At 59.1% G+C, this 26816-nt stretch carries 27 protein-coding genes; 8 read left to right on the top strand and 19 right to left on the bottom strand.

Translation table 11 applies throughout. The features are described from left to right. The first annotated feature begins 6 nt into the window (after nt 1-6). Nucleotides 7-819 carry an ABC transporter substrate-binding protein gene (locus ACR3EM_RS06980; protein WP_480470074.1) on the top strand — a complete coding sequence of 271 codons (813 nt, stop codon included), beginning with the start codon at nt 7-9 and terminating at the stop codon, nt 817-819. A gap of 38 nt (nt 820-857) precedes the next feature. Here ACR3EM_RS06980 and ACR3EM_RS06975 read toward each other — a convergent pair whose 3' ends face one another. The 10 genes from ACR3EM_RS06975 to ACR3EM_RS06930 form a co-directional block, all read right to left on the bottom strand. Then, nucleotides 858-1730, bottom strand: coding sequence for a substrate-binding domain-containing protein (locus ACR3EM_RS06975; RefSeq protein ID WP_480470073.1), 873 nt, complete (start codon nt 1728-1730; stop codon nt 858-860). After that, nucleotides 1731-1856, bottom strand: a complete 126-nt coding sequence (locus ACR3EM_RS06970) for a hypothetical protein (RefSeq protein WP_480470072.1) — start codon at nt 1854-1856, stop codon at nt 1731-1733. It abuts the gene before it with no gap. Nucleotides 1857-1869: 13 nt separating this feature from the next. Beyond that, nucleotides 1870-3132 carry a c-type cytochrome gene (locus ACR3EM_RS06965; RefSeq protein WP_480470071.1) on the bottom strand — a complete coding sequence of 421 codons (1263 nt, stop codon included), beginning with the start codon at nt 3130-3132 and terminating at the stop codon, nt 1870-1872. Beyond that, nucleotides 3133-4341, bottom strand: a complete 1209-nt coding sequence (locus ACR3EM_RS06960) for a formate dehydrogenase subunit gamma (protein WP_480470070.1) — start codon at nt 4339-4341, stop codon at nt 3133-3135. 73 nt (nt 4342-4414) lie between these two features. Continuing rightward, complete coding sequence (fdh3B, locus tag ACR3EM_RS06955) at nt 4415-5008, bottom strand: formate dehydrogenase FDH3 subunit beta (RefSeq protein ID WP_037307340.1); 594 nt, start codon at nt 5006-5008, stop codon at nt 4415-4417. A gap of 12 nt (nt 5009-5020) precedes the next feature. Continuing rightward, nucleotides 5021-7915 (bottom strand): formate dehydrogenase subunit alpha, encoded by a 2895-nt coding sequence (locus tag ACR3EM_RS06950; protein WP_480470069.1) that lies wholly within the window; start codon nt 7913-7915, stop codon nt 5021-5023. 105 nt (nt 7916-8020) lie between these two features. Continuing rightward, entirely contained in the window at nt 8021-8209 is a 189-nt protein-coding gene (locus ACR3EM_RS06945; RefSeq protein WP_068334771.1) for a ubiquinol-cytochrome c reductase iron-sulfur subunit N-terminal domain-containing protein, read from the bottom strand. Nucleotides 8210-8270: 61 nt separating this feature from the next. Next, nucleotides 8271-8882 carry a TorD/DmsD family molecular chaperone gene (locus ACR3EM_RS06940; protein WP_480470068.1) on the bottom strand — a complete coding sequence of 204 codons (612 nt, stop codon included), beginning with the start codon at nt 8880-8882 and terminating at the stop codon, nt 8271-8273. A 4-nt stretch (nt 8883-8886) separates the two neighbouring features. Beyond that, nucleotides 8887-9474 carry a DUF3306 domain-containing protein gene (locus tag ACR3EM_RS06935; RefSeq protein WP_480470067.1) on the bottom strand — a complete coding sequence of 196 codons (588 nt, stop codon included), beginning with the start codon at nt 9472-9474 and terminating at the stop codon, nt 8887-8889. Beyond that, nucleotides 9471-10025 (bottom strand): DUF3305 domain-containing protein, encoded by a 555-nt coding sequence (locus ACR3EM_RS06930; protein WP_480470066.1) that lies wholly within the window; start codon nt 10023-10025, stop codon nt 9471-9473. Before ACR3EM_RS06930 ends, ACR3EM_RS06935 begins: the two co-directional genes overlap by 4 nt. Before the next feature lie 251 nt (nt 10026-10276). Between ACR3EM_RS06930 and ACR3EM_RS06925 the strand changes: the two genes are divergently transcribed. Further along, nucleotides 10277-12232 (top strand): 4Fe-4S binding protein, encoded by a 1956-nt coding sequence (locus ACR3EM_RS06925; RefSeq protein WP_480470065.1) that lies wholly within the window; start codon nt 10277-10279, stop codon nt 12230-12232. Here the strand turns inward: ACR3EM_RS06925 and ACR3EM_RS06920 are convergent. Further along, on the bottom strand, nt 12226-12954 hold the full coding sequence (locus ACR3EM_RS06920) for a hypothetical protein (RefSeq protein WP_480470064.1): 729 nt from the start codon (nt 12952-12954) through the stop codon (nt 12226-12228). The two genes, ACR3EM_RS06925 and ACR3EM_RS06920, sit on opposite strands and share 7 nt — an antisense overlap. Here ACR3EM_RS06920 and ACR3EM_RS06915 point away from each other — a divergent pair. Genes ACR3EM_RS06915 through ACR3EM_RS06900 form a run of 4 tightly spaced genes read left to right on the top strand, consistent with a single transcriptional unit; the run spans nt 12953 to nt 15319 of the window. Next, the gene (locus tag ACR3EM_RS06915; protein WP_480470063.1) at nt 12953-13090 is read left to right on the top strand and encodes a hypothetical protein; all 138 of its coding nucleotides are present in this window, start codon (nt 12953-12955) and stop codon (nt 13088-13090) included. The genes ACR3EM_RS06920 and ACR3EM_RS06915 overlap by 2 nt on opposite strands. After that, nucleotides 13087-14148, top strand: a complete 1062-nt coding sequence (locus ACR3EM_RS06910; protein ID WP_480470062.1) for an Mrp/NBP35 family ATP-binding protein — start codon at nt 13087-13089, stop codon at nt 14146-14148. The genes ACR3EM_RS06915 and ACR3EM_RS06910 overlap by 4 nt, the downstream gene beginning before the upstream one ends. Continuing rightward, a complete protein-coding gene (locus ACR3EM_RS06905) occupies nt 14145-14843 on the top strand; it encodes a biotin/lipoate--protein ligase family protein (protein ID WP_480470061.1) in 699 nt (232 codons plus the stop codon). The genes ACR3EM_RS06910 and ACR3EM_RS06905 overlap by 4 nt, the downstream gene beginning before the upstream one ends. Then, nucleotides 14840-15319 (top strand): DUF6505 family protein, encoded by a 480-nt coding sequence (locus ACR3EM_RS06900; protein ID WP_480470060.1) that lies wholly within the window; start codon nt 14840-14842, stop codon nt 15317-15319. Before ACR3EM_RS06905 ends, ACR3EM_RS06900 begins: the two co-directional genes overlap by 4 nt. Here ACR3EM_RS06900 and ACR3EM_RS06895 read toward each other — a convergent pair. The 8 genes from ACR3EM_RS06895 to acs form a co-directional block, all read right to left on the bottom strand. Next, nucleotides 15316-15816: a flavin reductase family protein gene (locus ACR3EM_RS06895; protein WP_480470059.1), complete on the bottom strand. Its 501-nt coding sequence runs from the start codon at nt 15814-15816 to the stop codon at nt 15316-15318. The genes ACR3EM_RS06900 and ACR3EM_RS06895 overlap by 4 nt on opposite strands. Nucleotides 15817-15903: 87 nt before the next feature. Continuing rightward, the gene (locus ACR3EM_RS06890; RefSeq protein WP_480470058.1) at nt 15904-17316 is read right to left on the bottom strand and encodes a 3'-5' exonuclease; all 1413 of its coding nucleotides are present in this window, start codon (nt 17314-17316) and stop codon (nt 15904-15906) included. 2 nt (nt 17317-17318) lie between these two features. After that, nucleotides 17319-17837 (bottom strand): hypothetical protein, encoded by a 519-nt coding sequence (locus tag ACR3EM_RS06885; RefSeq protein WP_480470057.1) that lies wholly within the window; start codon nt 17835-17837, stop codon nt 17319-17321. Nucleotides 17838-17864: 27 nt separating this feature from the next. Next, nucleotides 17865-19688 carry a DUF294 nucleotidyltransferase-like domain-containing protein gene (locus ACR3EM_RS06880; protein WP_480470056.1) on the bottom strand — a complete coding sequence of 608 codons (1824 nt, stop codon included), beginning with the start codon at nt 19686-19688 and terminating at the stop codon, nt 17865-17867. A gap of 108 nt (nt 19689-19796) precedes the next feature. Continuing rightward, complete coding sequence (locus ACR3EM_RS06875; protein ID WP_480470055.1) at nt 19797-21581, bottom strand: sodium:solute symporter family protein; 1785 nt, start codon at nt 21579-21581, stop codon at nt 19797-19799. A 5-nt stretch (nt 21582-21586) separates the two neighbouring features. Beyond that, nucleotides 21587-21871, bottom strand: a complete 285-nt coding sequence (locus ACR3EM_RS06870) for a DUF4212 domain-containing protein (protein WP_480470054.1) — start codon at nt 21869-21871, stop codon at nt 21587-21589. A 183-nt stretch (nt 21872-22054) separates the two neighbouring features. Further along, the gene (locus ACR3EM_RS06865; protein ID WP_480470053.1) at nt 22055-22738 is read right to left on the bottom strand and encodes an adenylate kinase; all 684 of its coding nucleotides are present in this window, start codon (nt 22736-22738) and stop codon (nt 22055-22057) included. 7 nt (nt 22739-22745) lie between these two features. Continuing rightward, nucleotides 22746-24710: an acetate--CoA ligase gene (gene acs / locus ACR3EM_RS06860; protein ID WP_480470052.1), complete on the bottom strand. Its 1965-nt coding sequence runs from the start codon at nt 24708-24710 to the stop codon at nt 22746-22748. Nucleotides 24711-25107: 397 nt separating this feature from the next. On the opposite strand from acs, the gene ACR3EM_RS06855 reads away from it, so the two are divergent. Together ACR3EM_RS06855 and ACR3EM_RS06850 are read left to right on the top strand one after the other, a co-directional pair. Then, nucleotides 25108-26124, top strand: a complete 1017-nt coding sequence (locus tag ACR3EM_RS06855; RefSeq protein WP_480470051.1) for a C4-dicarboxylate TRAP transporter substrate-binding protein — start codon at nt 25108-25110, stop codon at nt 26122-26124. Nucleotides 26125-26183: 59 nt separating this feature from the next. Further along, nucleotides 26184-26813 carry a TRAP transporter small permease subunit gene (locus ACR3EM_RS06850; RefSeq protein WP_480470050.1) on the top strand — a complete coding sequence of 210 codons (630 nt, stop codon included), beginning with the start codon at nt 26184-26186 and terminating at the stop codon, nt 26811-26813. Nucleotides 26814-26816: the final 3 nt, after the last annotated feature.

The raw sequence follows: 26816 nt of genomic DNA, 5'->3' as shown, positions 1-26816 counted from the left end.
TTTGGAATGATCCGGAAATTTATTCTGGCGTCGGCGGTTGCACTTGGGCTGTCAGCCCCGGCAACCGCGGAATCGCCGTTCATCGTGGTGCAATCCACCACCTCAACCCAGAACTCGGGCCTGTTGGATTACATCTTGCCGGGTTTCGAAGCTGAAACCGGTATCGATGTGCGTGTCGTCGCCGTAGGCACCGGACAGGCGATCCGAAACGCGGTCAACGGTGACGGCGATGTGCTGCTGGTGCACTCCAAGCCTGCCGAAGAGCAGTTCGTGGCTGATGGCTGGGGCGTCGAGCGGTTGGACGTCATGTACAATGATTTTGTGCTGGTTGGTCCAAATTCCGATCCTGCCGGGGTTGCCGGCGGCGGCGACATCGTGGCCGCCCTGACCGCGGTGGCCGAGGCCGAGGTCCCGTTTGCCTCACGTGGCGATGATAGCGGCACACATAAGGCCGAACTGCGCCATTGGGACGCGACGGGTGTCGACCCGACCGCAGCCTCGGGCGAGTGGTATCGTGAGACCGGGTCGGGCATGGGGGCCACATTGAACGTGGCCAGTGGTATGGACGCCTATGTGCTGACCGACCGGGCGACATGGCTGTCTTTCGGCAACCGGGGCAACCTGCAGATTCTGGTCGAGGGCGATCCGCGTCTTTTCAATCAATACGGTGTGATCCTTGTGAATCCAGAGAAACATTCTGGTGTGCGTGCAGCCGCCGGGCAACGGTTCATTGATTGGCTGACCGGCCCCGATGGGCAGGCTGCAATAGCGTCATACACGCTGGATGGTGAGCAGCTGTTCTTCCCCAACGCGCAGTAATTGCGTCTTAAGCAAGCGCTTTGGGAAATGGTGAAAGTTTAACCGCTGGCACCGTTGTGGTGGATCTGGCCAAGATTGCTTAGGTCATATCCACCCAGTTCGGTGGCCCGTTCGGCGAAACGTTCGGACCAAAGGAACCGGGTCAGCGTCTGCATGGGCGGGTCGAAGAAAGCACGACGCCAGATAGCGAGGTCCAGACGCTCGGAATGGGTGGGCACGAAGGTTAGAGTGTAGGGTCGCGTGAGTGCCCCAAGGCCGAACCCGGCCTCGGCTTTGCCATCGCGCAGCGCGGTGGCCAGCTCTTCCTCGGTTCGTGCGCAGACGGGCAGGGTGTTTAGATCATCGCGGCTTAGTCCATGTGCGTTGAGCTCGGCATCAAACAGCCGCTGGCTCGCGGCGCTGTCCTGACGCAGGATGATGCGTCGACCTTTCAGATCCTTAAAGCCCGAGATGCCGGAAGTACCGGGGGCCAGCAGCAGGCCACGTTGACGGTGGGCAATCTGGTACAGGATGATCGGGGCATCGCCCATTGTGTCGCTTAGGGTCCGAGTGTTGAAACCATCAGGCTCGTGGATATGCAGGGCCGCAGCTTGGGCGCTGCGATCCGCAAGACGGTTGAGCCCGTCAAAGGACCCATCATAATAAGTAGCAAGCCCTGATCCGCTTTCCCGCAACGCCCAGTCCAGAATCGGATCGTGACTGCCCGCAACGATTGGCGGCAGCGGCGGTTCGGCCACATGAGGGCCAGAGCGTGAGGCGTTGAGCCAGGCAATGATCTCGGCCTTGGGAAACAGCAGCTTGCCCATGGCGCGTACGCAGGGGATTTCGCCCGACGATGCCAGGTCATAGGCCTTCCGCTCACCAATGCGCAGCAGATCCGCCAGTTCGCGGGTGGTCAGGTATTGTGACATTCAGTCGAGGCGTACTGCCGAGCCGGACGTTCTGTCCTCGGCGCTGAAACCGAATTGATCCAGCGTGTACGGAGCGGCGACAGTGATCACGACCATCGCGGCGACGGCGGTCAGAAAGGCTTTCATAGTTTCCTCCGGCTCAGTCCCGTGAAGCGGTGGCGCGGCGCAGGAACGCGATCAGATCGATCCGGTCCTGAGCTTGCGTGATCCGCTGCATCGGCATCTTTGACCCTGGAATGTAATGGTCCGGGCCCTCGTCGAAAAGAGCATTTATAGTCTCTTCATTCCAAATGATATCAGAGTCTTGCAGCGTGTCCGAGTACAAATAATCGGGCAGGGTTCCAGCCTGCCGACCGAAGATGTCATGCAAGGTGGGGCCTGCGCGCCGTTTACTGTCCGGGGTCAGGCTGTGACAGATCGAGCATTTGCGAGCGAATTGGCGTTCACCGTTGCTCATCTCGTCTGGGTCTTTCAGAAAGCTGGGCTCGGCATCGGCCATCTGTTCGCGATCGCCCAGTGCTGAAACGGGCCAGCTGTACATTGCCTCATCAATGCCGCCTGCATGGATGTTCTGGCCGTCCGCAGAAAAAGCCAGCGCCCAGACCGGACCGCGCAGTGTGGCACGGAAATCCTGAGTGATGCGCCAGTCAGCCGTGTCGATGACCATGATGTAACCCTCGCCATCGCCGACAGCCAAAAGCTTGCGATCGGGGCTCAGCGCCATGGCAAGAATAGGACGCCGGTCGAGGGTAAAGTCACGCTCTTCCCTGTTGGTCAGGTTCAGAATGCGGGTCACGCCATCAACGGCACCATAGGCGATCCAGCCGTCTTGAGTGTTCAGGACCAATTCGTTGATGCCAAAGCCATGTTCGATCAATCGGTCCGTTTCCTGACCACTGGCGACATCCCAGATACGAAGGGCACCATCGACGCCTGCCGAATAGAGCTGCGACCCGTCCGGAGTAAAGACAACGGCATTCACGCCGCTGCCAGTTGGTCCAAGCATAGTCGGTTCTGACCCGTCAACGGGCCACAGCCCGACGGCGCCGTCCCAACTTGCCGTCGCAACGTGGGTTTTTGATGCCGCGATGCCTACGATCTTGCCCTTGTGCCGACCGACCACGTCACCTCCGGGCCAGCGTCGCAATGTGAAATCATCTCCGGCGGAATAGATCGCGGTGCCGTTGAAAGCGACCGAGTTCACTGCCGCCTCGTGACCCTCCAGCCATTCCGGTGATTGTCCGGTCCACAGACCGACTGAATTGTCGAAACTGGCCGTTGCGATTCGCCCGTCCGGCGCAGTCGCGATCCCCATGATCGGCCCGCCGTGACCCTTGAGCGTGAAAAACTCAGACCAGGCGGGCAGGGGGATCAGTACAATCGCAAGAACCAGCCAGCGCATCTATTCTGCGGGTGAGGCCGCTGCCTTGCTGGCCTCTTTTTCCTGCACCTCTTCCAGCCACAGCGAATGATGCTCGCGCGCCCATTGCTCTTCGACTTCGCCGGTTCCCATGGCGTCGAATGCGCCCTCCATGCCAACCGAGCCGAGGTAAATATGAGCGATGATGATCGCGATGAAGACATAGGCTATCATCACGTGCCAGACTTGGGCATATTGCATCTCTTCCTGCGGTGACATCTGTACGGGTAGATTCAAGCCCAATGCTTGCGGAATACCGGTCGAATTGGCGATCTGGAATGTCTTGGCGAACATCGGCAGCTCAAACGGGAACAGCAGCGACAGGCCAGACAAGCTGATCGAGGCGCCCAACAGGATGCAGGCCCAGAAGATAACCTTTTGACCGGCGTTGAATTTCTTGGCGGGTGGATGGCTTCCTTTGGTGAATAGTCCACCCCCAGCGGCCAGCCATTTCAGATCGGTCTTGTTGGGGATGTTATGGGCGATCCAGTTCACAGTGACGATGATCAGACCAAACATGAAAGCCCAGGCGAGGTTGTTGTGCAGCCACTTGCACCCCTGCGCGATGGTGGCGAACCCTTCCTTGCCGAAGATCGGGATCAGGAAGTCGCGGCCATATAGCGTCAGCAGGCCAGTGATGCCGAGCACAAGGAACGACCCCGCAAACAGCCAGTGACCGAACCGTTCGAAGCTGTTGAAACGAAGGACCGTGCGACCGGTTTTTTCTCCGTCGATGCGGATTTTTCCTCGGATCAGGAAGAACAAAACAATGATCGCGAGCATTCCGCCCAGAATGTAGGTTCCGTATTCACGCAATGGGCCGGTGCGGAAATTCAACCACCACATCCCCCCGTCTTGAATCAATACGCTGTCCGCAGGACCCTGAGATGAAACGGTGACATCCGCAGATCCGTAGCGCAGGGCGCGGTAGACGTCGCTGTCAGAGGCGACACCGCGGGTGCCGAACTGCCCCAGCAAGCCTTCCACATTGCCCTGTCCGGTGTTTTCCGACCGGTAGCTATTGTCGACCTTCTCGCCGCGTTGACGGGCCAGAATGTCCTCAAGCGTGGTTGCGCCGCCAGTCGTGGACCGGTCGGCCGTCTCTGCAGAGGCAGGATCCTCATTGGTTTGGGCGACCGCAACTTGGGTCAGTGTCAGCGACAGCAGGAATGCGATGAGTAAGCGCAACATCGGAACCTCAATAAAAATCCAATGCAGGATGACCCGCAGATGCGGGTCATCCGTTTTGCTTTAGCAGACGGGATCAGCCGTCTTTCTGGTCGTAGGCAGTGCCCCAACCCCATGCGCCCGAGCCAAACCCGCGTGCAACAACGCGCTCACGGTAGATGGCCGAGACCACGTCGCCGTCACCGGCGAGCAGGGCCTTGGTGGAACACATCTCGGCGCAGATAGGCAGTTTGCCCTCGGCGATCCGGTTGCGACCATATTTGGCGAACTCTGCGGTCGAGTGCGTTTCCTCGGGGCCACCGGCACAGAAGGTACACTTGTCCATCTTGCCGCGCGATCCGAAGTTGCCCGCCTGCGGGTATTGCGGCGCGCCGAAGGGGCACGCGTAGAAGCAATAGCCGCAGCCAATGCACAGGTCCTTGGAGTGCAGGACGACCCCTTCTTCGTTCTGATAGAAGCAGTCGACCGGGCACACCGCCATGCAGGGCGCATCCGAACAATGCATACAGGCCACCGAGATCGAGCGTTCACCCGGGTTGCCGTCATTGATCGTCACCACCCTGCGGCGGTTGATGCCCCATGGCACCTCGTGCTCGTTTTTGCACGCGGTGACACAGGCGTTGCACTCGATGCAGCGTTCAGCGTCGCAGAGAAACTTTGCTCTAGCCATTTATCGTCCTCCTTACGCTGCCCAGATTTTGCAGAGAGTACACTTGGACTCCTGCATCTGGGTCACTGAATCGTAGCCATAGGTCTGTGCGGTGTTGGAGCTTTCGCCCAGTACATAGGGATCGGCACCAGCAGGGTATTTCTCCCGAAGGTCCGCACCTTGGAAATGGCCGCCGAAGTGGAAGGGCATAAAGGCCACACCGGCACCGACCCTGTTGGTCAGCATCGCCATCACCTTGACCTTTCCGCCTTCAGGACCTTCGACCCAGACCTGTTGCCCATCACGGATACCAAGGTTGTTGGCATCGCGCGGGTTGATCTCGACGAACATGTCCTGCTGCAGCTCGGCCAGCCACGGGTTCGACCGGGTTTCCTCGCCGCCACCTTCGTATTCAACCAGACGACCAGACGTGAGGATTATCGGGTAATCCTTTGAAAAGTCGTTCTTCTGGATCGAAGCATAAAGGGTTGGCAGGCGATAGGCATGCCGGTCCTCGTAGGTCGGATAGTCCTCCACCAGATCGCGCCGGTTTGTATAGAGCGGCTCGCGATGAAGCGGGATCGGATCCGGGAAGGTCCAGACGACCGCGCGTGCCTTTGCGTTCCCGAAGGGCGCACAGCCATGCTTGATCGCGACCCGCTGAATACCGCCCGACAGGTCGGTTTTCCAGTTGGTCTCTGGTCCCGCAACGGCGTCGATTGCCGCGCGTTCCTCGGCCGTCAGATCGCCATCCCAACCAAGGTCCATCAGCATCTGCATCGTGAACTCGGGATATCCATCCTGAATTTCCGATCCAACGCTATAGACCCCTTCGGCCAACAGGTTGTCGCCATCGCGTTCCACACCGAAACGGGCGCGGAAAGTCAGGCCACCTTCGGCCACCGGTTTGGACATGTCATAGAGGTTCGGTGTCCCGGTATGACCCATCTCAGCCGTTCCCCAGCAGGGCCAGGGCAGACCGTAATACTCACCGTCGTTGGGTCCGCCAATGGCTTGCAGCGTCGTTCTGTCGAACGTGTGCTGGTTGGCCATATGACTTTTCAGACGTTCCGGTGACTGCCCAGTATAGCCGATGGTCCAGAGGCCCGAGTTGAACTCACGTGTGATGCTTTCAACATTCGGGGTTTCCGGGTCGTCCATCTCGATGTTGCGGAAGAACCGATCCGCCCAGCCAAACTTGTTGGCGAACTTGGCCATGATGACCTCGTCCGGCAAGCTTTCGAACAGGGGTTCGACGATCTTGTCGCGCCACTGCAGCGACCGGTTCGAGGCGGTGACCGAGCCACGGGTTTCGAACTGCGTACAAGCGGGCAACAGATAGACGCCATCGGTGCGGTCATGCAGAACGGCCGAGACGGTGGGATACGGGTCGATCACGACCAGCATGTCCAGCTTCTCCATCGCCGTCTTCATTTCCGTCATTCGGGTCTGCGAGTTGGGCGCGTGGCCCCACAGAACCATGGCGCGGACGTTGTTGTCCTGATCCATGTTGGCCGGGTCTTCCAGAACACCGTCGATCCAGCGGGAGACCGGGATACCGCGCTCATTCTGCAGCGGTTTGTCCTTGCCTTCCTTGTCCTTGATCGTGGCGAACTGACCAGCCAGCCACTCGGGCTCTTCACCCCAGACACGGGCCCAGTGACCCCATGCACCTTTCGACAGACCGTAGTAGCCGGGCAAGGTGTGAGACAGAACACCAAGGTCGGTCGCGCCCTGCACGTTGTCATGGCCGCGGAAGATGTTGGTGCCACCACCCGAGGTGCCCATGTTGCCCAACGCAAGCTGAAGCACGCAATAGGCCCGGGTGTTGTTGTTACCATTGGTGTGCTGTGTACCACCCATGCACCATACAACGGTGCCGGGGCGGTTGTTTACCATGGTCCGGGCCACGCGGCGCAGCTGCGAGCCGGGCGTGCCGGTGACGCGCTCAACCTCATCCGGGTTCCACTTGGCAACCTCTTCACGGATCTGGTCCATACCCCAGACACGGGTGCGGATGAACTCTTTGTCTTCCCAGCCGTTGTCGAAGATGTGCCACAGGATACCCCAGATCAGCGCGACGTCGGTGCCGGGGCGGAAGCGGACATATTCGTCCGCATGGGCCGCGGTGCGCGTAAAGCGCGGGTCGCAGACGATCAGCGGCGCATTGTTCTGCTCTTTCGCACGCAGGATATGCAGCAGTGAGACGGGGTGCGCCTCGGCCGGGTTGCCACCGATGATGAAGATGGCTCGGCTGTTGTGCATGTCATTGTACGAATTGGTCATGGCGCCGTAACCCCATGTGTTCGCAACGCCCGCAACAGTGGTCGAGTGGCAGATACGGGCCTGATGATCCACGTTGTTCGTGCCCCAATAGGCGGCGAACTTGCGGAACAGATAGGCCTGTTCGTTGTTATGCTTGGCCGATCCTAGCCAATAGACGCTGTCTGGACCGGACTCTTCGCGGATACTCATCATGCCGTCGCCGATCTCGTCGATCGCCTGTTCCCAGCTGATGCGCTTCCACTCGCCGCCTTCCTTTTTCATCGGATACTTCAGGCGGCGCTCGCCATGGGCGTGCTCGCGGACCGAGGCCCCCTTGGCGCAGTGTGCTCCCAAATTGAACGGGCTGTCCCAGCCGGGTTCCTGCCCGACCCAGACACCGTTCTGAACTTCGGCAACGACTGTACAGCCGACCGAGCAGTGAGTGCATACGGATTTGATATTCTCAACGGCGGTGTTTGCCGCCGTCTGGGCGCTGGCTGGCGTCACGGTTCCACCCGTGGTGCTGATCGCGGCAAGGCCGCCGATCGTCAGGCCCGAGCCACGCAAAAATGCGCGGCGATCGACGGTTTTCTCGCCGACCTGGGACAGGATACTTGTCCGCTGGGGGCGTCTCGCAACCCCGTTGGTCTTTTTCCTAAGCATTTCTTTCCTCCCTTGCGCGCCGTGTAAGCCACGGCTGGCTTGGTACTTCGCAAAACCGACGTCAGGGCCAATCGCAACCGTCTGTCGGGTGTGACTTCGTCCGGGTTAGAACCGGGCGCTGTCGAGGTATGCGCGCGTGTGCGCGGTGTCCTGCATCCGGGTCTCGTCCGTCGGCAGCTCGGCTGCTTCGGCTTGTCCGGTCAGGCTGGCGGCGGCGACAGCAGCGGGTGCTGCGGTTCCGGCCAGTTTGAGGAAGTCGCGGCGGGTTGCGCCTTCTTCCTTGGTCTTGCTCATGGGCTTCTCCTTTCCCATTTGCAGTTTAGCGCCCCGAAGAACGCTGGCGAATGACAGCGGTTCACGCTGCCGTCATTCGGAAGGCTTCACGCTCAATCTCCATGAACACTCGACCGGCCGTACCGACCGAGGCATAGAGGACCGAGTTCTCGGCACCTTCCAAATCCGAATAGAAATGCGCGGCCCAGGGGCCGATATGTTTGTTCCAGAACGCCTTTTGATCGTCGAGCGAAGCAGGCGCGCCAAACCGACCGACGATCATGCCCGCCATCATCTCCATCAGCGAGGCGATGTTGTCTTCGGGTTCATAGACATTCTGTGCCCGCGTGATCCCACGCGCTGCCATGTCATTGCGCAACTGGGCCAGCGGTTTTTCGTTCAGGAACCCGGTCAAATAGAAAGAGGCATAGGGCAACAGTTCTCCCCGACCTAAGCCAATGAACAACGCGTTGAATTCGCGCTCTGCCGCGGCAGGTTTGGTGACCTTGGCCACCCGTGCCATCGCCTGAATGGCCTGACCCAGATCCGAGTCATCACCGCCCAGCCCGGCCATCTGATCCAGCAGCAACTGATCAGGGGGACCGGCCAGTAGCAAACCGAGAAAATTGTAGAAATCCGCGCGCAGACGATCCTCAGCCGAGATATCCAGGGTTTGCGCGTTGTCTGCGGTCATAGAGTTATCCTTCGAATTCAAATTTCATGCGGCGTGGAGCAGGGGCGAGTTCGATCTCCTCCGGCTCTTCCAATTCCGCCATCTGCGGGGCTTCCGGTTCAGGTTCGACGGTGTTGATCAGTTCTTCACCTAACTCGATCATCTCGGACGCGTCAGCCTCTGGTTCTGCTTCGGAAACCTCTGCCTCTGCCTCGGCGGCGAGCGCTTCGATGTGCGCCAGCATGCCCTTGCCAACCTGATAGGCCGTCTGGAGGTTCTCGATTACGCAGGCGGCGTCTGTATAATCTTCTCCATAGTCGACCAACCCGTCGACATTGGCCAACACCGGGTTTAGCCGCCATAGGCGACGCAAGGCGCGGCGGCGCAGACGATCTGGGACGGCCTTGGCCATGAAGCCCGAGACATCATCACCTGCTTGCAACGTGTCGGGATCGGGAAGATCAAACTCGGCCAAAATCTCGGCGTCGCTCTTTTCTTCCAGTTCAGCTTGTTGTGCTGCGATGATCTGTTCTTCTGCCACCAGAGCGTCGGCTTTGGCTTCGGCTTGAACGGCGGCCTTGCGGCGGGACCAGAAATCGCGGGTCTCGGTCATTGCAGCACCCTGCGCGGTGCGCGGTAGACATCCGAATCCTGGCGAATGCGTGCGTCACCTTTCCCGTCTTCGACAAGATCAACGCGTTTCTTGTCGCGGCGGCGTTTTACAAACACCTCATCATGGTGATGCTGCAGGGTGAAATCCCGTAGCCATGCGATCAGGCCTTCGGTCATGGGAATCTTTTCGACGATCTCTTCACCGGTATCGGCGTAGTCCTGACCTTCGTAGGGGGAAGCGGTGATCAACACGGCATTCAATGGGGTTTCGCCCTTCAACTCATCTCGTAACACGAGATACAGCGACGGCTGCCCATCAGACAGGTTGACCATGTAAGCCTCGGTCTCGTCGGCCCACAGTGTCAATGTCAGTGTTGCAGCATGATATTCGACGGCTTCACCTTCACGGCGTAGTTCCTGCCAATCGGCTGGTCTGGCGCCAGGTAGTAAGGCGACCGCGCGCCAGTTCCATCGGGCCCAACGTGTGACCCCGGGTGTTTTGCGCACAACGACGCCAACCGGCATTTCAATCTGGCTTGCGGCCTTGGCCACTGGCTCCTCCCCTGAAGGCTCTCCCCTGCCTTCGCCTGCATGTACTATGGTACATAAAGTGACGCCCTGCCAAGTCCAGTTAGGTCTCAATCTGTCGTATTCACTATTACTTTATCCGCAAATGTAGACTGCGGCGCTGATGAATGGTGAAAAATAGTGCATATTTTTGGAATTTCGCAGGGCCTTCGCATTGTCACGGCGCGGATTAGGTCTAAGGTGCAGACGGTCAGCAAGCAGAGCCGGGAGGGGATATGGCCAGCAAGCTAGTGTTGTGCGATTGCGAAGGGACGCAAACGCTGAATGCAGATGGCATTTCTTCGGCCTGTGAGGTGAATTGCAGCAGGGTGCATACTGCGCTCTGTACGCGCGAGCTTGCAGTGGCGGCCGAATATCTCAAAAGCGGCGAACAAGTGGTGATTGCCTGCGGGCAGGAAAGTACGGTTTTCAGCGAACTTGCCGAGGAACTGGGTGTCGAAGAGCCTGGTTTTGTTGATCTGCGCGACCGGGCCGGATGGTCCGAGCAGGGCGCAGACGCGGCACCCAAAATGGCTGCACTGGCTGCTGAGGCGATGGTACCGCAACCGGTCACATCCAGCGTTGATGTCATCAGCGAAGGCACCTGCTGCGTTATTGGCCCCGGTGAGGTTGCCTATCCATTGGCCGAACAACTGGCTGGCGTATTGGCGATGACGGTTCTTGTGACGGATGATGCCGAACCCCTTAGCCGCTCGTTTGATGTCGCCAAGGCACGGGTGCGCAACCTGACGGGCGCGTTGGGTGGGTTCACCTGGCACCTGGATCAGGTGCAGCAACTGGAGCCTGGCGGGCGGGGAGGTTTCAGCTGGAGCGCCCCCCGTGACGGGGCGAAGTCGCGCTGCGATATTGTCGTCGATCTAACCGGTGAAACGCCTTTGGTTACGGCCCCCGACAAGCGCGAGGGCTATTTGCGCGCCGATCCCCGTGATGCAGCGGCAGTGGCTCGTCTTGCTTTCGATGCGGTGCAACTGGTCGGGACATTTGAGAAACCGCTCTATGTCAGACTGGATGAGACCCTTTGTGCCCATTCGCGAGCCGAGCAAACGGGGTGTTCGAACTGTTTGGATATCTGCCCGACCGGAGCAATCACTCCGGCAGGTGATCATGTGGCGATTGATCCGATGATTTGTGCCGGGTGCGGTGAATGTTCGGCCCTGTGTCCGTCGACCGCCATAACCTATGAAGACCCGCCAGTTTCAGCCGTGTTATCGCGGATGCACATTCTGGCGCGAACATTCCGGCGCGCGGGCGGCACTGCGCCACGCTTGCTGGTACATGATGCGCATGGGGCGGAGATGATCCGCATGGCCGCTCGGTTCGGACGGGGGCTGCCCGCGGATGTCATTCCGTTGGAGCTGAACGTAGTCTCAGGTTTTGGTCACGCTGAAATGCTGGCTGGTCTGGCGCATGGTTTCGCCCGTGTCAATATTCTGATGGGTCCAAAAACCGAACGCGATGCGCTGGATCGGGAACTTGTGCTGGCGCAGGCCATCGCGGGGCAGGGCGTGCTGAGCCTGATCGATGAGGCCGACCCGGATGCGCTGGCTGATCTGCTTTACAAACAAGAGGTGCTGCAGCCTTTGACGGAACCGGTTCTGCCGCTGGGCAATCGCCGTCAAATCGCGCGACTGGCGGCGCAGGCTCTGAACCCGGACGCCGACGCACCCTTGGCCTTGCCCGAAGGCGCGCCCTATGGCGCGCTTGCGGTGAACACCGATACCTGCACATTGTGCCTGAGCTGCGTTTCTCTGTGTCCCTCGGGTGCGCTGATCGATAACCCGGACAAGCCGCAGTTGAACTTCCAGCAAGACGCCTGTCTGCAATGCGGGATCTGCCGCACGATCTGCCCCGAACAGGCGATCACGCTGGTGCCTCAGCTTGATCTGAGCGACAAAGCTCTGTCGCAGCAGGTGCTGAATGAGGAAGAACCATTCGAATGCGTCGAATGCGGCGCTGCCTTTGGTGTCAAATCGACGGTAGAGCGGATCATGAAGAAGCTGTCAGGGACGCATCCGATGTTCGCGACCTCGGATCAGGCGCGGATGATTCAGATGTGCGACGATTGCCGGGTGAATGCGCAGTTTCACAGCACCGACAATCCGTTCCAGTCGGCCGCCAGACCACGGGTTGTCACCACGGATGACTATTTCTCAAAACGCAAGGATCACTGAAATTGCAGCGGAGCGCCCAGATCGGCGGCGCGGAGGGCGGCGACGAAAGCCAGAATTGCCTCAAGATCGTCAAGGCTCATCTCGACCGGGTGGATGGGCGAAGGGCGTTCGGGCGGGAAGGGCTCGGTGACACCTTCAATCTGCGTGAAGGCGGGGTGCGGGTTCAGAGCAAAGAAAGCCTGAAACCGCTCGGACCAATCCGGCATCGCGCGCAGCACCGCAAAGGAAGGGGTCGAGCCCAGACCGTTCATGCGGTTCTGCGGGCCGATCACATGACACCGCCCGCAATGGGTCATCGACAGATCTTCGCCCAGCAGCGCGTTGCCGTCGATTTCGACCTCTTCGGTGACCGTGACAATTTCGAAACTTGCGCTGAAGGGCGTGCCATCAGTGGGGGCAAAACCTTCGACCGTGCGTTTACCGATGTCGGATTGCAGCCAGTCGCGGAACCTTACCTGTTTAGCGCTGTCATCGATGCGCAGGTGATAGATTACCCCGTCACGCGCAAAGACCGGATAGCCAGGCGGGGACGAGGCTAGTGACATGACGCCACTTTCATCCGCAACAACGCGTATCCCGGTCTTGAGAGAGAAGCGTGGGAGAATATGTTGCAGAAGACCCGAGTCTGACACCTCGTCCGGGGCGGCAAGGCCAAGCGCCTCTTGCGACCAAGAGGGGGTGGCGGTGAGCGTCAGGCTCAGGCACAACAGGACAAAGCGCATGGCCAAACCTAACGGCGACAAACCCGATGCGTCAAATAAACAGAAAGAGACGGAGACACATGCAATGAGCGGCGACTATAACCTGTCGATACGCAATGCCTTTCGCACAGGGCAGATCAAAGGAAAGATGGCATGAGCATCCGTGACGCGGTTCTTGCGAACCTGAAAAAGATCACCGACCCGGTTTCAGGGCAGGACATTGTCAGCGCAGGCATCGTGCGGGCGCTGAATGTCGAAGGCGATACCGTGCGGTTCGTGCTGGAGATTGACCCGAAACAAGCCGAGAAGATGGAGCCTGTCCGCGCCACGGCCGAACAAGCGGCACAGATGGTTGAGGGGGTATCCAAGGTCTCGGCCATGCTGACCGCGCATTCCGACAAGGCTCCGCCGGATTTGAAGCCGAAGCCCAAGCCATCACAGACCGGCCCACAGGCCGTGCCGGGCGTGGATCGCATTATTGCGGTGGCCTCGGGTAAGGGGGGCGTCGGCAAGTCGACCGTCTCAGCGAACCTCGCCTGTGCTTTGGCGGCTGAAGGGCGGCGTGTGGGTCTGCTGGATGCGGATGTCTACGGCCCGTCTCAGCCTCGGATGCTGGGTGTTTCGGGGCGCCCGGCCAGCCCCGATGGCAAGACGATCCTGCCGCTGCGCAATCACGGCGTGACCATGATGTCGATGGGGCTCATGACCAACGAAGGGCAGGCGGTCGTCTGGCGGGGTCCGATGCTGATGGGTGCTCTGCAACAGATGATGAGTCAGGTGCAGTGGGGCGCGTTGGATGTTCTGATTGTTGATCTGCCGCCCGGTACCGGCGACGTGCAACTGACACTCAGCCAGAAGTTTCAGGTGGATGGGGCGATTGTCGTCTCAACCCCGCAAGACGTTGCCTTGATTGACGCCCGCAAGGGGATCGACATGTTCAACCAGCTCAAAACGCCGATTGTTGGGATGATCGAGAATATGTCGACGCATATTTGTTCCAATTGCGGGCACGAAGAGCATGTCTTCGGTCATGGCGGCGTGGCTTCCGAGGCCGAGGCGCTGGGCGTGCCGCTGCTGGGGGAAATCCCGCTGCATCTGGATATTCGCGTCGCTGCGGATGGGGGTGCGCCCATCGTTGTCAGCAAACCCGATAGCCCACAGGCTGAGTCATTCCGCAAGATCGCCCGAGATATGATCGCCAAGGGGAACGCATGACCCAGCCGGTCTTTCCACCTCTGCTCAGCGGGCATCCTGCCAAGGCCGGTGAGGATCCGTTCGAACAGGCGCAGGCCATGGCGGCGCTGGGCTGTGACGGGGGGACGGTGGTCTATAACATTCAGGTGGATCGCCTGCGGGTTGCCATCGTCTTTGCGCCCGAAGTCCCATTGCAGGACGCGATGGCAATGCTGCCGCTGTGCGCTGTCGGGTTCCAGAACGCGCTCGGCGCACTCGCCCCGCCCGAGGTTGCGGTGCATCTGGGCTGGGACGGGCTGATCTGTGTGAACGGCGCGAGATGCGGTCAGTTTCATGTCGAATCCTCAAGCCGGGTTCCGGATGAGGTGCCCGATTGGTTGGTGATCGGCTGGGAACTGGCGCTGCTGCAAACCAGCGATGCGCCGGGCGAGACCCCGGATGTCACAGCGCTATATGACGAAGGGTGCGCCGATGTCGCGGCGGATCAACTGGTTGAAAGCTGGTCGCGCCATATGCTCACATGGCTCAACCGTTGGCAGGACGAGGGCAATGCCCCTTTGCATGGCGAATGGTTGGGATTGTTGCGCGGCGTTGGTGAGCCGATTGGGGATCAGGGTGTGTTTCTGGGAACTGATGAACGCTTTGGGATGCTCATCCGCAAGGGCGATGACACGCATTTGCGCCCGCTGACGGAATTGTTGGAGACTGCAAAATGAAATTGGCCCGTGCGATTCATTTCGATGAGAGCGACATGAACGTGTTCCATTCTCCTGCGCGTACAGGTGAATGGTGCGTCTCGGGCGGGTTTGAGTTCTCAAACTGGGGTGAGGGCGATCTGGAAGGCAAGGCGCGGCAAGCGTTCGCGAATGGCTGGCTCGGTCTTGAAACCTTTGGCCGCGTTACCTTTGTCGCCGTTACGCAGATCGAACCGGCCGAAATAGACCAGGTGGCGCAGAACCTGGCTGAGCATTTTGTTCAGTTCTACGGAGCGCCCTCGGTTGAGGCGGCGATGGATGTGGCGCGGACCGAAATCTCACATATGGCTGAAATGTGCGAAGATCATGCCCCGAATACCTTATTGACCGTTGCCCGAGAATTGACGGGGGCAGGGGTGCACGAGGCGTTTCGCGTGATCACGCCGCAAGAGACGCAGCTTGAAGCCCTGGCAGTTCATGGATCGCTGGACGATTAGATCAAGTCTGCGAATCCACCAAACTGACCGCGCTTGAAGATCAGCCCCTGACCGGGGCGATGCATCACCTGCTCGACATGGCCAACCAGGATCAGGTGATCTCCTGCTTCATGACGTGCGGACAAGCGGCAGTCGAATCGAGCCAGACATTCCGCAAGACGGGGCCGTCCGGCCTCATCTTCCTGCCAATCGGCATGGGAAAAATCGAATCCGTTGCGTGCGAATTGCAATGCCCGGTCGTGCTGGTCCTGCGCCATCACATGGATCGCATAGTGCTCGCAGGTGCTGAAGGCGTCGTACCGGTTTGAATGCCGATCTAGGCACCATAAAACCAGCGGCGGGTCCAGTGAGACGGACGCAAAGGAGTTCACGGTGATCGCAGCAGGGCCTTCTGCGGTATTGGTGGTGACGACAGTGACGCCGGTGCCGAAACAGCCCAAAGCCTCGCGAAAGGCAAGGCTCTGCTCGGGGCCGGGAATGAATGTCTTTTCCGTCATCGCGCGCTCGTTCAATGGGCCTGTCTCAGGTGCCATGTGGCGCTGGGATTGTCCACGAAAAGCTGACGTGAATTCGGGATTTTCCGATCAGTTCAGGTCCTCAAGCAAACGACCATGTTTGCGGGTTTCTGCAATGACGTCGCCAAAGGTCACCATGCCGCGCGCCGTCAGCATTGGCAGCATCCGAACGAGCACCTCAGCGGTCGCGACAGCATCGCCCAAAGCCGTGTGACGCAGGGCTTCGGGGATGGTTATGCCCAGCCGCTCACAGACCGCATCCAACGTATGTGTTTCGCTCGCCCCGAACAGCACTGCCGACAACAGGACGGTGTCGAGTATGGGATGTGTCCATTCGACCCCCATGCGGTCAGCGTGACGGCGTAAAAAGGCCATGTCGAATGGTGCGTTATGGGCAACAATCACAGCGTCCCGAGCGAATTGGTGAAAGCTGCGACCAGCCTCGGCAATATCGGGTGCGCCCTGTACCATCCTGTCACTGACTTTGTGTACCTTGGTCGAGGCGGGCGGTATCGGGATGCCGGGATCGACCAGAGTATCCAGCCGCTCACCGTCGACGATCTTGCCTTTCACGACGCGCACCGCGCCGATCTGTACGATCTCGTCCTTATGCGGCAGAAGGCCGGTGGTTTCGGTATCGAAAACCACGAAACACAGGTCCAGAAGATGCCTTTCTTCGAACGCGTCATCACCGGATGTATCGAGCAGTTCAAAATCATAGACCAGCGGGCGCGCCTCGTCGGGAGCGATCTGTGCGGCGCTGTCATCAAAAACGAGCATGTAACCCGGGGCATCGCCCAAGGGTTTCATCCGGGCAGAATAGGTTTGCCGCCCATCAACGCTGGTTAGGGTGCAATGAACGTCTTTTCCGGTTTTGATCAGCTTGGCATAGGAATCTGTCAGACCCGTTGCTTCGAGATAGTCGAAAAGCGAGGCATTCAGCCGGGGATGCGCAATCTGAGCCAAAACCTCAGCGGCCTGGGCATCATACAGAACGATCTGGTGCTTGGGCCCGGCCAGAAGCATGGCAACCGGGATTTCTGTCAGCAGCGCCGTGAGGCGTTGTTTCTCCGAAGCCAGATGGGCGGTTTCCGCGGCCACAGCCTCAGCCGTGCTCATGGCATTGGCGGCCAGTTGCTCGGCCAGCCCGGCGGCGGCGGGGGCAAGATCACCCAGATAGCGTGCGGCCTGCAGGTCCAGATCCGTGCTGACCCCGGCATGGGCCCGCGCCCGCAGCTGGGCCGAAAGCCGTTCGATTGGTTTTGCAACATTGTCATCGAACAAAAGCCAGACACCGACGATCAGCGCGAGCAGCCCAAAGGCGATCAGAATCTCGGCGAAGACGTAGGCACCAATGAGATCAGGATCGTCGACCCGCTCATAGCTGATCCACAACGCCAGTGCGCTTATGATCAATCCACCTGCGGCAATCAGGAGGAAAAATAGAAAAATCCTCAGGCGCAGGCTCAGGTGATTTAGCATGGTCAGACCCCGCAGGTTGCCTCGATCACGGGATCATTGGCATCGATCTTGATCCAACTGGCGTTCAGGAGGCGTCCGTCATCGGCGAACTCGGCACCATCGGCCAGATTGGCACGGCTGTTTTCTGCGCAGTTGACGGCAACGGGCATCTTTGAAACCGGTGCCCAGCGGCCAAAGAAATAAAGATCCACCAGACGCTCATCCGGAACGCTCGTATTGGTGCGCACGGAGGCGGCATCAATTGCTGCGAAGCGATCGACAAAGGGTACGGCATAGGTCCAGGGGCGATAGAAGGCGCGGCTTTCAACCTCTTGCACCACTGTCAGGCTCTCGGGCAGTTGGTCGCGGGTGCGGTCGTACCAGGAATATTCGCTGGTGATCGTCATCGCGATCATCCCGACACCCGCCGCGACCGGTGCGGCCCATTTGGGCAAGCGGCCTCCGGTCAGCTTGTTCACCACCATCACGACACCCGCAAACGCGAAGCCTGCAAAAATCGTGCCGATCAGTTCCAGAAACATAATGTCTCTCCGTTCATTTCTGCTGTCTTAGCCCAGCATTCCTTTGCCATGACCAACAGCTGATTGCATCGTTTTTACCACGACAAAGGCATCGCGGAGATGACTTCGCTCAAAGTCGGACAAATCAGCCGGGGGAAGGTAGTTGTCGGGCGCATCACCGGCCTTTACCAGACGCGCCTGATGTTCCAGCCGGGTCTCGGCGATCAGGTCATAGGCGTCCAGAAGATCGCGCGCACCCGAGGCGCTGAGAACTCCGCTGGCCTCAGCCGCACTGAGACGCGCGCGTGTGTTTGCTTCGGTCAACTGTCCCTGCAGGCTGTAGATGCGCGCCAGATCCACAATCGGCACCACGCCGTTATGCTTGAGGTCCAACGTATTGCGATGTTCGCCCGAGCGGATGGTGGCAAAGCCGCGCAGCAGGCCCAGAGGAGGCGTGTGCTTCAGCGAGTTCGAGATCATATGCGCGACAAAGATCGAGTTCGCATTCGCCGCGGCCAGCGTATCGGCCTGCAGGTCGGTAAACAAATCAAAGGACCCGCCGATGGGTCGCAGATCGAACATAACCGAGGCAAGCATTTGCGCCTCGGGGTTGGGTTTTGCAATCCAGCCTTTGAAATAGTCGCGCCAGACGCGCACGGGCTGACACCAGCGCGGGTTGGTCGCCATCATATCACCGGGGCAATAGAAATAGCCGCAGGTATCCAGCCCGTCTGAGATGAATTTGGCCAGCGCAGCGAAGTAGGCCATGTCGTCATCCGTCACGCTATCATCCAGCATCAGGCAGTTGTCCTGATCCGAGACACCGGTCTGTTCTTGCCGTCCTTGCGAACCACAGGCGAGCCACAGGTAAGGCACTGGCGGCGCTCCAAGCTCGGTTTCGGCCAAGGCCAACAAGCGCCGCGTTGCGGTGTCGGCAATGTCAGTTATCAACCGCGTCACGATCTCGTGCCGGTTGCCGCCCGCGACGAGTTGGACCAGCAGTTGCGGTATCTCGGCGGTGACCGAAGCCATCTCGTGCGCGGTGTTGGCTCGGGCAATTCGGCCCACCAGCTCGGCGGAGTTGACCGCCTGATAGTGGGTGAGATCCGTTTGAGTGACGATACCAACCAGCCGCCCGGCCTCGGATATCGGAATGTGGCCAATGCCGCGCTCCATCATCACATGCAGCACATCTGAGCCGATATCTGTGGGGGCCAGTGTGATTGGGTTGGCGGTCATGATGGCCGAAACGGTTGTGTCAGCTGGCATCGCTTCGGCGACGAATTTGCCCGAAATATCTCGCAGTGTGGCGATACCCAGCAATTTGTCACCCTCGGTCACGCAGAGCGATGAGATATGGCGGTCACGCATGATTTGCGCGGCGTTCTGAACCGAGGTGTCGGGCGGGCAGGTGGCAGGATTGTGTGCCATCAGAACGTCGATTGCACTGGTGGCCAGACTGTCCGGTCCGGTTCGCTCGCCTCGGGTCCTGTTGAAGAACTTCGAGATGACGTCGTGCCCGTCAATCAGCTTGCGCACCAGATCAGGGGGCAACAGGATCAGGACCGACGGCGTATGCGCACGAGCTTTGGTCGCGGCCTTGCCGTCCTTCAGCAGCCCGCGTTCGCCGAAGGAATTCCTGAGCCCGAGATGAGAAACAACGGCACCGTTCTCATCAGTAATTTCGACCTGTCCTTCGTAGATAACGAACACCCCGGGCATTGCATGGCCGAGTTCGTAGATCGAGCTGTCTTGATCTAGCTCCCAAACCTCGATCTGGTCTACCAGATTGTCCAGAACCTCGGGCGGCAGGGCGTCATAGGGGTGTACGGACTTCAGAAACCGGGTGATTTCGTCATGGGACAGGGGCATTTACGCTCTCCGGAGTTCTGAATGAAAAATCCCGCCCGGTGGTGTGCCGGGCGGGAACAGTAAGTCGAAAGATGCGGTCGAAGACAAGAGCCGCCGACCGCATCACACTCAGTGATCCTGAGCCGCGCCCGCACCACGGGGAATGCGTACGCTTTCGACCAATTCAACGATCTCCGGCGGAGTCTCTTTGGTCATGCCTGCAACAGTGTAGGCAACCGCAAAGTTGATCATCGCGCCGATTGCACCGAACGAGGTCGACTTGATCGGACCCAGCAGCGGATCAGCATCGGTGAACGAGTTGGTGCCCGGAATGAACAGCCAGCCCTTGTGCAGGAAGATGTAGACCAGGGTCACGACCAGACCTGCCAGCATACCTGCAACCGCGCCGGTGTTGTTGATGCGGGTCGAGAAGATCCCCATCATCAGCGCCGGGAAGATCGAGGCTGCCGCCAGACCGAAGGCCAAGGCCACGGTTTGTGCCGCAAAGCCCGGTGGGTTCAGACCCAGATAGGTTGCAACAACGATGGCTACCGCCATTGCGATACGCGCCGCCAGTAGTTCTCCCTTTTCAGAGATGGACGGGTTGATCGCACCTTTGACAAGGTCGTGGGACACGGCCGACGAGATCGCCAGCAACAGGCCCGCAGCGGTCGACAGAGCAGCCGCAAGACCACCGGCAGCGACCAGACCGATCACCCAACCCGGCAGGTTGGCAATCTCGGGGTTGGCCAGAACCAGGATGTCGCGGTTGAACTTGGTCAGCTCGTTACCGACCCAGCCTTTTTCTTCCGCAATCGCTTGCATAGCTTCAGACTTGTCGTTGTAGTACTGAATCTTGCCGTCGCCGTTCTTGTCTTCCCAATCCAGCAGACCGGTTTTCTGCCACGTGGCCATCCAGTCATAACGCGGATCGGTGTCGATTTCTTCGACCGAAACAGCGCCACCTTCGATGCCACCATTGGGCCACATCATGTCACTGATGTTCAGACGCGCCATTGCACCAACCGCAGGAGCGGTCAGATACAGCAGAGCGATGAAGACCAGCGCCCAGCCCGCCGACCAACGTGCGTCAGACACTTTGGGAACGGTGAAGAAACGCATGATGACGTGCGGCAGACCAGCCGTACCGATCATCAGCGACAGGGTGAACAGCACCATGTTCAGCGTGTTCGAGTGGTGAGTCGTGTACTCGTTGAAGCCCAGCTCGGTCACGATCGCGTCCAGCTTGGTCAGCAGGGGTTCACCGCTGGCGGTGTCACCAAACAGACCCAGCGCCGGAATAGGAGTACCGGTCAGCTGCAGCGAGATGAAGATCGCCGGGATGGTATAGGCGGTGATCAGCACGCAGTACTGAGCGACCTGAGTGTAGGTCACGCCTTTCATTCCGCCAAACACCGCGTAGGCAAACACGACGCCCGCACCGATCAGCAGACCGGACGTGTTCGAAACCTCGAGGAAACGGCCAAAGGCCACGCCCACACCGGTCATCTGACCGATCACATAGGTTACCGAAGCCACGATCAGGCAGATCACCGCAACGATACGTGCGGTCTGGCTGTAGAAACGGTCGCCGATGAATTCCGAGACGGTGTATTTGCCGAACTTACGCAGGTAAGGCGCAAGCAGCAGAGCCAGCAGCACGTAGCCACCGGTCCAACCCATCAGGAAGGTCGAGTTGTCATAGCCCGTAAAGGCAATCAGGCCCGCCATCGAGATGAACGAGGCCGCAGACATCCAGTCAGCCGCTGTCGCCATACCGTTGGTGACCGGGTGAATGCCGCGACCGGCGGCGTAGAATTCCGATGTGGAACCCGCACGGGCCCAGATCGCGATGCCGATGTAGAGCGCGAAGGATGCGCCAACAAACAGCAGGTTGATGGTAAACTGGTCCATGGCCGTTACTCCTCGTCCACGCCGTATTCAGCGTCCAGCTTGTTCATGCGCCAGGCGTAGTTGAAGATCAGCACCAGAAAGACCAGGATCGATCCTTGCTGAGCGAACCAAAAGCCCAGATCTGTACCACCGACGGCGATGCCGGACAGTAGCGGACGCAGCAGAATGCCGAATCCGAAAGACACCAGCGCCCAGATCGCAAGGCTGATGTAGATGAGGCGCAGGTTGGCCTGCCAATAGCCCTTATCGGACTCTGCAGCCTGCGCGGAGTTAGTCGAATTATCCGCCATCGCGGGTTCCTCCTTCGCTTCCTCGTTGGCGGCCCGTTGCCCAACTCCTCCAGTGCGTTGGGCCGCTTCTCGAATGTGCCAAACGCTCCGTGACGTCAGGCAAAACCTCTCCGGTCCGCCAAGGCGGGTCCATTGAAGTATTCTGTTGTAAGGATCAAAGCCCTGCGGGCTTATCTCCTCCCCTTAACTCATGACGTCGCCAACAAGACCCTGAAGGTCACGGGCGATGTCGTCGATCTGCCCCATGGCGTCGATGCCTTTCAGCACGCCCTGATTCTGGTAGTAGTCAATCAAAGGCGCGGTCTGCGCGTGATAGGCCGCCAGACGCGATGCTACCGTCTCGGCATTGTCATCCGCGCGGCGCTTGAACTCAGTATGGCCGCACTTGTCGCACTTGCCGTCTTCGACAGGCTGTTTGTACGTGTCGTGATAACCTTCTCCACATCCAGCGCAGGTGTAACGGCCTGAAATCCGTGTCACCATCTCGGCATCTGCAACCTCGAGGCTGATGGCGGCGTTGATCTTCTGATCGCCAGAAGCCAGCAAACCGTCCAAAGCTTCGGCCTGAACCGTGGTACGGGGGAATCCGTCCAGAATGACACCCTTGGTGCAGTCCGGCTCAGCCATGCGGTCGCGCAGGATGGCGATGACGATCCCGTCACTCACCAGATCGCCGGCCTCCATCACGGCTTTGGCGGCAAGACCAGCCTCAGTACCGGCGGCAACCGCTTCACGCAGCAGGTCGCCAGTGCTGAGTTGAACCAGCCCGAACTTGTCTTCGAGCATACGAGCCTGCGTGCCCTTCCCGGCGCCCGGAGGGCCGAGAAGGATCAGTACAGCGGGAGTTGTGGTCGTGGCAGCGTCCATCATACCCTCACTTGTTCGCGCGGTTCTGGATCAGATCGTCAACGACCGATGGATCCGCAAGTGTCGAGGTGTCACCCAGCGAGCCGAAGTCGTTTTCGGCGATCTTGCGCAGGATACGGCGCATGATCTTGCCCGAGCGTGTTTTGGGTAGGCCAGGGGCCCACTGGATCACGTCCGGCGAGGCAATTGGACCGATCTCGGTCCGCACCCAGGTGCGCAGCTCTTTCAGCAGATCATCCGAAGGCTCACGATCATTCATCAAAGTGACATAGCAGTAGATACCTTGTCCTTTGATTTCATGTGGATAGCCCACAACAGCGGCCTCAGCCACAGCGGCATGTGCAACCAGGGCGCTTTCCACCTCGGCGGTGCCCATGCGGTGACCCGAGACGTTGATCACGTCGTCAACACGACCGGTAATCCAGTAGTCACCATCTTCGTCACGACGGCAGCCATCACCGGTGAAGTAGTACCCTTTGTAGTCCGAGAAATAGGTCTTCTCGAACCGCTCATGGTCACCCCACACGGTGCGCATCTGGCCGGGCCAGCTGTCCTTGATGCACAGAACACCTTCGACGCCGTTGCCGTTGATCTCGACACCCGATTGCGGGTCCAGAACCACTGGCTGAACGCCGAAGAACGGTTTCTGGGCCGAGCCGGGCTTCAGCGCATGTGCGCCGGGCAGGGGGGTCATCATGTGACCGCCGGTTTCGGTCTGCCACCACGTGTCAACGATGGGGCACTTACCCTTGCCGACGACGTCATTGTACCAGTTCCAAGCTTCGGGATTGATCGGTTCACCCACGGTGCCCAGCAGACGCAAGTCGCTCAGATCGTGCTTTTCGACAAACTCGTTGCCTTGCCCCATCAGAGCGCGGATTGCGGTAGGAGCGGTGTAGAACTGGTTCACTTTGTGCTTGGCGCAAACTTCCCAGAAACGCCCCGCGTCCGGAAAAGTCGGTACGCCTTCGAACATCAGCGTGGTCGCGCCATTGGCCAGAGGACCATAGACGATATAGCTATGGCCGGTGACCCAGCCTACGTCGGCTGTACACCAGTAGACATCGCCTTCGTGGTAATCGAAAGTGACTTCATGCGTCAGTGAGGCATAGACCAGATAACCGCCGGTCGAATGCACAACACCCTTCGGTTGGCCAGTCGAGCCCGAGGTATACAGGATGAACAGCGGATCTTCGGCGTTCATCTCGGCAGGGGCGCAGTAGTCATCAGCCTCCAGCGCCATTTCGTTGTAGTCATAGTCGCGGCCGTCGATCCAGGTGGTCTGACCACCGGTGCGCTTGACCACCAGACACTTCACTGTGTCTTTGCAGTGCAGCAGAGCGGCGTCAGCGTTCGACTTCAGAGGCGTCTTGCGGCCACCGCGTGGCGCTTCGTCCGCGGTGATGATGACCTTTGCGTCACAACCATTGACCCGTGCGGCCAAAGCGTCGGGCGAGAAGCCTGCGAATACGATCGAGTGAATGGCGCCGATGCGCGCGCAGGCCAGCATGGCATAAGCGGCCTCGGGGATCATCGGAAGATAGATGACAACGCGGTCACCTTTGCGCACGCCCAGCGATTCCAGAATGTTGGCCATGCGGCAGGTGCGGCGATGCAGTTCGGCATAGGTGATGTGCTGGGCCGCGTCCTGCGGATCATCCGGCTCCCAGATGATCGCGGTCTGATCTCCGCGTGTGGATAGATGGCGGTCCAGACAGTTCGCCGAGACGTTCAGCGTCCCGTCAGCATACCAGTTGATCTTGACCGAGCCAAAATCATAGTTGACGTCTTTGACCTGAGAGAAGGGTTTGATCCAGTCAACACGCTTGCCTTGTTGCTCCCAGAAGGCCTCTGGGGAGTTGATTGAAGCCGCATACATGTCTGCGTATTTGTCGGCGTCCACATGCGCACGAGCGACGGTTTCTGCGGATGGCGGATAAGTCTTGGCATCTGCCTGAGCAGCGGTAGTCATGGTTGAGGCTCCTCCCTCTAGAACTGGATTACATTGGATTGATACTGCCGCCGATCAGGCAATGTCGATCCGGTTCCTCCCCGACTCGAATAATACGGAGAGCAGAAAAGAAATAAATAAATTACCGTAATCCTTGGATTTGTTTGTAAACAAATTTTTGAGATCCCTCCCAGTATGTAAATAAATTTCACAATATGTGTAAAAAGCCATGCAAAACAAATAGTAGCGTGTAACTTTTACTTATGCTGCTTCTGCATGGTTTGCGCTACTTTGTGTTTCCCCTGGGGAAGATCAGTGCCGATGTGCGCCCGATAGCAGGGGTTGGCACATCAAGGACTTAGCGCTAGCTTCATTTTCAAGCGCCTCGTCAGGGGGTGCACCAATGGGAGGAAATACGATGAACAAGATGTTGAGCGGTGCGGCTGTCGCCGCGCTGAGCTTTGCGTTTGTTGCCGAAGCCGCAGCGACTGAATGGAATGCCTCGGTTTGGGGAAAGCGTCGCGCTTTCACTGAACATGTCGAGAAACTGGCTGAACTGGTCAGCGAGAAAACGGGCGGTGAGTTCACTATCAATGTCAGCTATGGTGGCCTGTCGAAGCCGCGTGAGAATCTGGATGGGATCGAGATTGGCGCGTTTGAGATGGCGCAGTTCTGTGCCGGCTATCACCGCGACAAGAACCGTGCGATCACCGTTTTGGAACTGCCGTTTCTGGGTGTGAACAATCTGGACGAAGAAGTGGCAGTCAGCCATGCGGTCTATGACCACCCCGCCGTCAAAGACGAGATGGCGCAGTGGAACGCGCGGATCATCATGACCTCGCCCATGCCGCAGTATAACCTTGTCGGTACCGGCGATGCGCGTGATAAACTGGCCGATTTCGATGGCATGCGCGTGCGTGCCACAGGCGGTTTGGGTCAAGCCTTTGAGGCCGTCGGCGGCGTGCCTACCTCTGTCCCTGCGACCGAAGCTTATAATGCAATGGAATCCGGTGTGGTCGATACCGTGGCCTTCGCTCAGCACGCGCATCTATCCTTCGGTACGATCAACGAGGCTGACTGGTGGACTGCTAACCTGAACCCGGGCACGGTGAACTGTCCGGTTGTGGTCAATATCGACGCCTATGACGCATTGCCCCCCGAGCATCGGGAAGCGCTGGACAATTCCATCGACGAAGCCATTGCGCATTACCTGGCCAATTATGGTGGGCTGCTGGAGCAGTGGGATAGCGTATTGGAAGAGAAGGGCGTTCAGAAAGTGATGATCGAGGACGCCGTGATCGAAGAATTCCGCGCCAAGGCCGCAGACCCTATCCGCGAGAAGTGGATCGCGGACATGACGGAGCAAGGTCTTCCCGCACAGGATCTATATGATCTTGTGCAGGCCACCTTGCAGCAGCAACGCGGCGGTAACTGATCGCCCAGGTCGGGCGTCGCTTGGCGCCCGGCCATTCCCGACAGCGAAGGAATGCAAAGATGGCAGGACATGCCACGGTGCTGCAGGATGGCAGTCTGATCAGCTGTCTGGACCAGAAACTATTGAGGTTAGAGCGTTTTCTGGCACTGATAAGTGGATTGGCAGTGTTCAGCCTTATGGTGCTGGCGGTGATCTCGGTCAGCGGCCGTAATGCCTTGAATGCGCCCTTGCCGGGGTATGTCGATTGGATCGAGCAGGCCATGCCCCTGATTGCCTTTCTGGGCATCTCTTATGTTCAGCGCGATGGTGGGCATATCCGCATGGACATCGTGATTTCCCGGCTGAAGGGGCGTGCTCTTTGGTTGTTCGAGCTGACTTCGGTCCTGTTGATCCTGCTCTTGATGCTTGCGCTTGTCTGGGGCAGTTGGTCCCATTTCGACCGGTCGTTTGACTTCGGTGCTCCGCTTTGGAGCCGCGACAGCTCGATCGATATCGGTATTCCCCTCTGGCCGGCCAAATTGCTCGCTCCGGTCGCGTTCTCGGTGCTATGCCTGCGGTTGGTTTTGCAGATCTGGGGTTATGGCTGGGCGCTGATCACTGGCGCTGAACACCCTGTTGCTGTTCCGCTCATACAGGATGCAGCGGCTCAGGCGGCCGCCGAAGCCGAACAGTACGAAAGGCAGAACTGACTC

The sequence above is a fragment of the Ruegeria sp. AH3 genome, assembly GCF_056536265.1.
Note: the sequence above shows the minus strand (reverse complement) of the source record. Positions and strands in the feature narration are given on the sequence as shown.